Genomic DNA, 8,356 nt, shown 5'->3' on the forward strand with positions numbered 1-8,356 from the left:
TCTAAAATCGTCGGGATGCCCGTCTTCGACACCGCCGACGCAGCGCAGCTCCTCGAGGGCATGCGCCTTGCGCGCGCCGCTCTGACCCGCGGCGAGCTCGTCGTCATCCCGACGGACACCGTGTACGGCGTGGCCGCCGACGCGTTCTCCGCCGCCGCCGTCCAGCGCCTCCTCGACGCGAAGGGCCGCGACCGCACCGCCCCGCCGCCCGTGCTCGTGCCGGGGCTCCCCACCCTCGACGCCCTCGCCGAGATCGTGCCGGAGCCCGTGCGCGCCCTCGTCGACGAGTTCTGGCCGGGCGGGCTCACCGTGATCCTCCGCGCCCGCTCGACCCTCGACTGGGACCTGGGGGAGACCCGCGGCACCGTGGCGCTCCGGATGCCGAGCGAGCGGGTCGCCCTCGAGCTCCTCGCCGAGACCGGGCCGCTCGCCGTCTCGAGCGCCAACAAGACCGGGCAGCCGGCCGCCACGACCGCGCAGGAGGCGGAGGAGCAGCTCGGCGATTCCATCGCGGTCTACCTCGACGCGGGCCCGTCGGCCTCCGGCTACGACCCCGAGCGCGCCCGCTCCGGCTCGACCATCGTCGACGCGACCGCGCTCGACCACCCCGACGGCAAGCTCCGCATCGTCCGCCACGGCGTCATCCCCGACGAGGAGATCATCCGGGTCGTGGGAGCCGAACGGTGCGCATAGTCTTCTACGTCGCGGCCGGCGGCGTCGCGGCCGTCGTGACGTTCGTGCTGGCCTGGCTGACGGTGAAGCTCAGCACCCGCTACCGGCTCTACCCGAAGATCCGGGAGCGCGACGTCCACACCCGCCCCACGCCCCGGCTCGGCGGCGCCGCGATGTTCCTGGGGGTTCTCGCGGCCTTCCTGGTGGCGAGCTTCCTGCCGCCGCTCGAGGTCGCGTTCTCGGAGCCGATCCGCGTCCTCGCCGTGCTCGGCTCGGCGGCCATCATGGTCGCGATCGGCATCGCCGACGACATCTGGGACCTCGACTGGCTCACGAAGCTCGCGGGCCAGATCATCGCGGCGGGCCTGCTCGCCTGGCAGGGCGTGTCGATCACCTGGATCCCGCTGCCCGGCACCCTCGTGCTGCTCTCGCCGTACGTGTCGCTCGCCCTGACGATCTTCATCGTCGTGCTCGTGATGAACGCCATCAACTTCATCGACGGACTCGACGGGCTGGTCGCCGGGGTCGCGATCATCGCGAACGGCGCGTTCTTCATCTGCACCTACGTCATCACCTACGGGCCGACCGAGCAGTCGAACTACTTCAACCTCCCCGAGCTCATCGCCGTCGTCCTGGTGGGCGCCTGCGTCGGACTCCTCCCGCTCAACTTCCGCTGGGGCGAGAGGCGACCCGCGAAGCTCTTCATGGGCGACGGGGGAGCGCTCCTGGTCGGCATGCTCATGGCGGCGTCGACGATCTCGCTCACGAGCTCCTCCGACCTCAACATCGAGCAGCAGGACCTCTCGACCCTGGCCGCCACCTTCGCGCCCGTGATCCTGCCCGTCGCCGTGCTCGTCGTGCCGCTGCTCGACTTCGGTCTCGCCGTGCTCCGCCGCCTCCGCGCCGGCAAGTCGCCGTTCTCGGCCGACCGGCAGCATCTGCACCACCGCCTGCTCGACATGGGTCATTCGCACCTGCACGCCGTCCTGATCTTCTACGCCTGGACCGCGGTGGTCGCGACGGGCTGCGTGCTGCTGCTCTTCGTGCCCTGGTGGATCGCGCTGTCTGTCACGCTCATCGGGCTCGTCGTCTGCGGCACCGTCACCCTCGCCCCGCTCAGCCGCCGCAAGGCGATCGAGGCGGCCGCGCAGTCCAGCCCGCCCACCGGCCCGATCTCGATCGCCCGTCTCGACCCGCTCGACAAGGAGTCCGCATGAGCACGGAGCGCCCCGCCGACGGCCGCCCCCTCACCGTCACCCCGATCCTCACCCGATCGCTGCGCTACGGCGCGATCTGGGCCGTCGCCGTCGCGGTGGTCGCCGGACTGATCGGTCTGCTCGTCGCGGGCACGCCCGGCCTCGTCGGCGGCCTCGTCGGGGCCGTCATGGCCGGCGTCTTCCTGGCCCTCACCGCGCTCAGCATGCTGCTCGGCGGCCGTCTGGCCCACGGCGACGGCACGAGCCCGGTGTTCTTCGGCACGGTCCTCGCGGCCCTCATCGTCAAGCTGATCGTGTTCCTGGTCGTCGTGCTGCTGCTCCGCGGCCAGGAGTGGATCTCGGGCGCCGTCTTCGGCTGGGCCGCGATCGCGGCCGTGCTCGGATCGCTCGTCGCGGACCTGCTCGCCTTCGCGCGCTCGCGCGTGCCCTACGTGAGCGACGTCCGGCTGCCCGGCGACCGTCACGACGGGGGAGCCTGACCGGGGCCGGGCCTGATAGGCTCGACATCATCCTCCCCTCGATCGCCGCGCGTCGAGCGCCCCGATATCGGAGAAAGCTCTGAAAGCCAACGCTCTTTCCCCCGCACGACTGGCGCGCAACATCGTCCTCGTCGTTCTTCTCGCCATCGTCGTCGTCGCGGGGATCTTCGCCTTCACGGCGGGGCCCGCCGACTTCCACGGGCCGTCGATCGCGGAGTTCAACCCCGCGCCGGTGCTCTTCGCCGGCACGCCGTTCGAGCTGAACCGCATCATGCTGATCCGGCTCCTCGTGGTCGTCGTCCTCGTGCTGCTGCTCTGGCTCGGCTCGCGGAGCATGAAGATCGTGCCTTCGCGCGGTCAGGTCGTCTTCGAGTTCGTCCTCAACTTCGTCCGCAAGTCGATCGTGATCGACACGCTCGGCGAGAAGGACGGCAAGCGCTTCATGGGCCTCATCATGGGGATCTTCTTCACCGTGCTGGGAATGAACCTGACGGCGACGATCCCCGGCCTGCAGATCGCCGCGTCGGCCAACGTCGGCCTCCCGCTCGTGCTCGCGGTCGTCTCGTACGTCGCGTTCATCTACGCGGGCATCAAGAAGTTCGGGCTGCGCTACTTCAAGAACGCGCTGATCCTGCCGGGCGTGCCGATCTTCCTGCTGCCGTTCCTCGCGATCCTCGAGTTCCTGTCCACGTTCATCGTGCGCCCGGTCACGCTGATCCTCCGACTGCTCATGAACATGGTCGCGGGGCACATGCTCCTCGTGCTGTGCTTCTCGGCCACCCAGTTCTTCATCGTCACCCTGCTGTTCTCCGGCAACTTCCTCGGGCTGCTCGGCATCGGCAGCTTCGCCTTCGGCATCGCCTTCGTCGCCCTCGAGATCTTCGTCGGCGCCCTACAGGCCTACGTCTTCGCGATCCTGACCGCCATCTACCTGCAGATGTCGCTGGCCGAAGAGCACTGACACATCGGCCGATCGGCCACCTCAACCACCCTCGAAAGGAAAAACCCATGGACGTCGCCGGACAGCTCGCTCCGCTCGCCTTTGGTCTCGCCGTCATCGGCTCCGGTATCGGTGTCGGCATCGTGATCGGCAAGACCATCGAGTCGGTCGCCCGTCAGCCCGAGCTGCAGGGTCGCCTGCAGGGTCTGATGTTCCTCGGCATCGCGCTCGTCGAGGCGCTCTGCTTCATCGCCATCGCGGTCGCCTTCATCCCGTTCCCGAAGCCGTAACCGTCCCTTCCGATCTAAGGAGTCCGAATGCGTGACGCATTCGTCCGGGCGGCCGGGGGCGAGGGGAACACCAACCTCCTCATCCCGTCCATCCCGGATCTCTTCTGGGGCACCCTCGCCTTCGTCATCATCCTGATCTTCGTGATCTGGAAGGTCGTGCCCCGCATGAACGCGGCGCTCGACGCCCGGCGCGAAGCGATCGAGGGCGGCCTCAAGAAGGCCGAGGAGGCCCAGGCCGGTGCAGCCGAGGCGCTCGAGAAGTACAACGCCCAGCTGGCCGAGGCGCGCGCCGAGGCGGCGCGCATCCGCGACCAGGCCCGCGAGGACGCGAAGAAGATCCGCGCGGAGCTGCTCGAGCAGGCCAACGCCGACGCGGACCGCGTGAAGGCGACCGCCCAGGCGACCATCGACGCCGAGCGCGCCGCGGCCCTGGCGTCGCTGCGCACCGAGGTCGGCTCCCTCGCCCTCGGACTCGCCTCGACGGTCGTGGGCGAGAGCCTGTCCGACGACAAGCGCTCGACCGCTCTCGTCGACCGCTTCCTGGCGGACCTCGAGACGGCCGACGCGGCTGCGGCACAGGCCGGACGCAAGTAATGGGCGCCTCGTCCCGAGTCGCTCTCGCCGCTGCGGTCGACGCCCTCGCCTCGGCGAAGGGCGTGACCGTCGCGACCGGCGAACAGCTCATGACGGCCGGTCGCGCGGTCGAGGAGTCGGCGCAGCTGCGCACGATCCTCGGCGACCCGTCGATCGAGCCGGCCGAGAAGTCCGCCCTGGTGGCGAAGATCTTCCCGGGCCTCGAGGAGAGCGCCGCCGCGCTGCTCGCCGGCATCGTCGAGTCGCGCTGGTCGAACGGCGCAGAGCTCGTCGCGGGCATCGAGGAGGTCGGCATCCGCGCGATCGCGCAGGGCGACGGCCACACCAAGGCCATCGAGACCGAGCTCTTCGCCTTCGCGCGGATCGTCGCGAGCGACCCGGAGTTGGAGCTCGCGCTCGGCAGCAAGCTCGCCGCCGGCGAGGGCAAGGCGTCGATCGTCGACGCTCTCCTCGCGAAGAAGGCGCACCAGGGCACGCTCGCGATCGTCGACCACCTCGTGCGGAGCCCGCGCGGGCGCCGTATCGGCGAGATGCTCAGCGCGGCCGCCGACATCGTCGCGAGCGCTGCCGGACGCCGCGTGGTCACCGTCACCTCCGCGATCGCGCTGAGCGCGACGCAGCAGGACCGCCTCGCGTCGGCCCTGAAGGCGCAGTACGGCGCCGACATCCAGATCAACTCCGTGCTCGACCCGTCCGTCGTCGGCGGTGTGCGCGTGCAGATCGGCGACGACGTCATCGACGGCACCGTCGCGACGCGCCTCGCCGATTTGCGACTCCAGCTCGCCGGCTGACCCCGGCATCCAGACCACCCACGTCAGAGGGAACCAACATGGCAGACATCACCATCAGCCCGGACGAGATCCGCGACGCGCTGCAGAGCTTCGTCGCCTCGTACCAGCCGCAGAAGGCCACGACGACCGAGGTCGGCACCGTCGTCGATACGGCGGACGGCATCGCGCACGTCGAGGGCCTCCCGGGCGCCATGGCGAACGAGCTGCTCCGCTTCGCGGACGGCACGCTGGGCCTCGCGCTCAACCTCGACGAGGACGAGATCGGCGTCATCGTCCTCGGCGACTTCGAGGGCATCGAGGAGGGCATGGAGGTCACCCGCACGGGCGAGGTCCTCTCCGTCGCCGTCGGCGACGGCTACCTCGGCCGCGTCGTCGACCCGCTCGGCAACCCCATCGACGGCCTCGGTGAGATCGCCTCGGAGGGCCGCCGCGCCCTCGAGCTCCAGGCGCCCGGCGTCATGCAGCGCAAGTCGGTTCACCAGCCGATGCAGACCGGCATCAAGGCGATCGACGCGATGATCCCGATCGGCCGCGGCCAGCGCCAGCTCATCATCGGCGACCGCCAGACCGGCAAGACCGCGATCGCGATCGACACGATCATCAACCAGAAGGACAACTGGGCGTCGGGCGACCCCGAGAAGCAGGTCCGCTGCATCTACGTCGCGATCGGCCAGAAGGGCTCGACGATCGCGGCCGTCAAGGGCGCCCTCGAGGACGCCGGTGCGATGGAGTACACGACGATCGTCGCGGCCCCGGCCTCCGACGCCGCGGGCTTCAAGTACCTCGCGCCCTACACCGGCTCGGCCATCGGCCAGCACTGGATGTACGGCGGCAAGCACGTGCTGATCATCTTCGACGACCTGTCGAAGCAGGCCGAGGCGTACCGCGCCGTGTCCCTGCTCCTCCGCCGCCCGCCGGGCCGCGAGGCCTACCCGGGCGACGTGTTCTACCTGCACTCCCGGCTGCTGGAGCGTTGCGCCAAGCTCTCCGACGAGCTCGGCGCCGGCTCGATGACCGGCCTGCCGATCATCGAGACCAAGGCCAACGACGTCTCGGCGTACATCCCGACCAACGTGATCTCCATCACCGACGGCCAGATCTTCCTGCAGTCCGACCTGTTCAATGCGAACCAGCGTCCCGCGGTCGACGTCGGCATCTCGGTGTCGCGCGTCGGCGGCGACGCCCAGCTCAAGTCGATCAAGTCGGTCTCCGGCACGCTCAAGCTCGAGCTCGCCCAGTACCGCGCGCTCGAGGCGTTCGCGCTGTTCGCGTCCGACCTGGATGCTGCCAGCCGTCGCCAGCTCGACCGCGGCGCCCGCCTCACCGAGCTGCTGCGCCAGCCGCAGTACTCGCCGTTCCCGGTGGAGAAGCAGGTCGTCTCGATCTGGGCCGGCACCAACGGCAAGCTCGACGAGGTCCCGGTCGAGGACGTGCTGCGCTGGGAGTCCGAGCTGCACGGCTACCTCGAGCGCAACACCGAGATCCTCACGACCATCCGCGAGACGAACGTCCTGAGCGACGACACGAAGACGGAGCTCGACAAGGCGGTGGACGCGTTCTCGAAGGAGTTCGTGACCGGCTCCGGCGACCCGCTCGGCAAGGTGGGCACCGAGGAGTTCGAGGCCACCGATGTCGAGGACGTCAACCAGGAGAAGATCGTCAAGTCGAAGCGCTGACGTCGGTCGAGCCCGTCGACATCAACGTCCCGACCATCTGAGAGGAGGCGACCGCATGGGAGCCCAGCTCCGTGAATACCGCGCCCGGATCCGCAGCGCGCAGACCACGAAGAAGATCACCCGCGCGATGGAGCTCATCGCCGCGAGCCGCATCCAGCGCGCCCTCGCACGGGTCAAGGCGTCCGCGCCGTACGCCCGCGCGGTGACGCGCGCCGTGTCGGCGGTCGCCACCTACTCGAACGTCGACCACATCCTGACGACCGAGCCGGAGCGCATCGACCGCGCCGCGATCGTCGTGCTCGCCTCCGACCGCGGTCTCGCCGGTGCGTTCAACGCGAACGTCCTGCGCGCCGCCGAGGAGCTCGCGACCCTGCTGCAGGGGCAGGGCAAGGAGGTCGTCTACTACCTCGTCGGCCGCCGTGCGGTGGGGTACTTCGCCTTCCGCAAGCGCCACTTCGAGCAGGTCTGGACCGGCGACACCGACACTCCGCAGTTCGGCACGGCGAAGGAGATCGGCGACGAGCTCGTCCGCCGCTTCATCCAGCCGACGCCGGAGGGCGGCGTGGACGAGATCCACGTGGTCTACAACCGCTTCGTCTCGATGCTGACCCAGGAGCCCGAGGTGGTCCGCCTCCTCCCGCTCGAGGTCGTCGAGGGCGTCGAACAGCCCGAGGACAAGGACGCGGTCTTCCCGCTGTACGAGTTCGAGCCCGACCCGGCCGAGGTGCTCGACGCACTGCTGCCCGTCTACATCCAGTCGCGCATCTACAACGCGCTGCTGCAGTCGGCGGCCTCCAAGCACGCGGCGACGCAGAAGGCGATGAAGTCGGCCTCCGACAACGCCGACTCGCTCATCCGCGACTACACCCGCCTGGCGAACAACGCCCGCCAGGCCGAGATCACCCAGCAGATCTCCGAGATCGTGGGCGGCGCCGACGCCCTGAGCTCGGCGAACTAAGGACAAGAGGAAACCATGGCTACTGCGACCACCGCGGCGCCCGCCGCCGAGACCGAGAAGAAGGCCGGCGTCGGCCGCATCGCGCGCGTCACCGGCCCCGTCGTCGACATCGAGTTCCCGCACGATGCGATCCCGGAGATCTACAACGCGCTGAAGACGACGATCTCGTTCACCGGTGACGAGGAGACCGCCAGCGAGCTGACCCTCGAGGTCGCCCAGCACCTGGGCGACGACCTCGTCCGCGCGATCGCCCTGAAGCCGACGGACGGTCTCGTCCGCGGCCAGGAGGTGCGCGACACCGGTGCGCCGATCTCGGTTCCCGTCGGCGACGTCACCAAGGGCAAGGTCTTCAACGTCATCGGCGAGGTGCTGAACGCGGAGCCGGGCGAGAAGATCGAGATCACCGAGCGCTGGCCGATCCACCGCAAGCCCCCGGCGTTCGACCAGCTCGAGTCGAAGACCGAGCTCTTCGAGACCGGCATCAAGGTCATCGACCTGCTCACCCCGTACGTGCAGGGCGGCAAGATCGGCCTGTTCGGCGGTGCGGGCGTCGGCAAGACGGTCCTCATCCAGGAGATGATCTACCGCGTCGCCGCCAACCACGGTGGTGTGTCGGTGTTCGCCGGCGTCGGCGAGCGCACCCGTGAGGGCAATGACCTCATCGGCGAGATGGAGGAGGCGGGCGTCTTCGACAAGACGGCCCTCGTCTTCGGCCAGATGGACGAGCCGCCGGGAACGC

Annotated in this window: 9 protein-coding genes and 1 pseudogene; all 10 read left to right on the forward strand. The window is 69.5% G+C overall.

Going from position 1 to position 8,356, the window contains the following annotated elements; genetic code table 11:
* The first annotated feature begins 15 nt into the window (after window positions 1–15).
* Window positions 16–693: an L-threonylcarbamoyladenylate synthase gene (locus tag ACTHM3_RS13365; protein ID WP_440406623.1), complete on the forward strand. Its 678-nt coding sequence runs from the start codon at window positions 16–18 to the stop codon at window positions 691–693.
* A complete protein-coding gene (locus tag ACTHM3_RS13370; RefSeq protein ID WP_440406624.1) occupies window positions 684–1,889 on the forward strand; it encodes an MraY family glycosyltransferase in 1,206 nt (401 codons plus the stop codon). Before ACTHM3_RS13365 ends, ACTHM3_RS13370 begins: the two co-directional genes overlap by 10 nt.
* Window positions 1,886–2,368 carry a hypothetical protein gene (locus tag ACTHM3_RS13375; RefSeq protein ID WP_440406626.1) on the forward strand — a complete coding sequence of 161 codons (483 nt, stop codon included), beginning with the start codon at window positions 1,886–1,888 and terminating at the stop codon, window positions 2,366–2,368. Before ACTHM3_RS13370 ends, ACTHM3_RS13375 begins: the two co-directional genes overlap by 4 nt.
* A gap of 232 nt (window positions 2,369–2,600) precedes the next feature.
* The gene (gene atpB, locus ACTHM3_RS13380) at window positions 2,601–3,329 is read left to right on the forward strand and encodes a F0F1 ATP synthase subunit A (protein ID WP_440406627.1); all 729 of its coding nucleotides are present in this window, start codon (window positions 2,601–2,603) and stop codon (window positions 3,327–3,329) included.
* A 47-nt stretch (window positions 3,330–3,376) separates the two neighbouring features.
* A complete protein-coding gene (gene atpE / locus ACTHM3_RS13385) occupies window positions 3,377–3,598 on the forward strand; it encodes a F0F1 ATP synthase subunit C (RefSeq protein ID WP_440406629.1) in 222 nt (73 codons plus the stop codon).
* Window positions 3,599–3,625: 27 nt separating this feature from the next.
* Entirely contained in the window at window positions 3,626–4,192 is a 567-nt protein-coding gene (locus ACTHM3_RS13390) for a F0F1 ATP synthase subunit B (protein WP_440406630.1), read from the forward strand.
* The gene (locus ACTHM3_RS13395; RefSeq protein WP_440406632.1) at window positions 4,192–4,983 is read left to right on the forward strand and encodes a F0F1 ATP synthase subunit delta; all 792 of its coding nucleotides are present in this window, start codon (window positions 4,192–4,194) and stop codon (window positions 4,981–4,983) included. Before ACTHM3_RS13390 ends, ACTHM3_RS13395 begins: the two co-directional genes overlap by 1 nt.
* Window positions 4,984–5,021: 38 nt before the next feature.
* Window positions 5,022–6,659 (forward strand): F0F1 ATP synthase subunit alpha, encoded by a 1,638-nt coding sequence (atpA, locus tag ACTHM3_RS13400; protein ID WP_440406634.1) that lies wholly within the window; start codon window positions 5,022–5,024, stop codon window positions 6,657–6,659.
* 55 nt (window positions 6,660–6,714) lie between these two features.
* A complete protein-coding gene (locus ACTHM3_RS13405; protein ID WP_440406635.1) occupies window positions 6,715–7,617 on the forward strand; it encodes a F0F1 ATP synthase subunit gamma in 903 nt (300 codons plus the stop codon).
* A 15-nt stretch (window positions 7,618–7,632) separates the two neighbouring features.
* A pseudogene (locus ACTHM3_RS13410) lies at window positions 7,633–8,356 on the forward strand (F0F1 ATP synthase subunit beta); the annotation flags it as partial.

Source organism: Pseudolysinimonas sp., assembly GCF_051954455.1.
GTDB lineage: Bacteria > Actinomycetota > Actinomycetes > Actinomycetales > Microbacteriaceae > Pseudolysinimonas.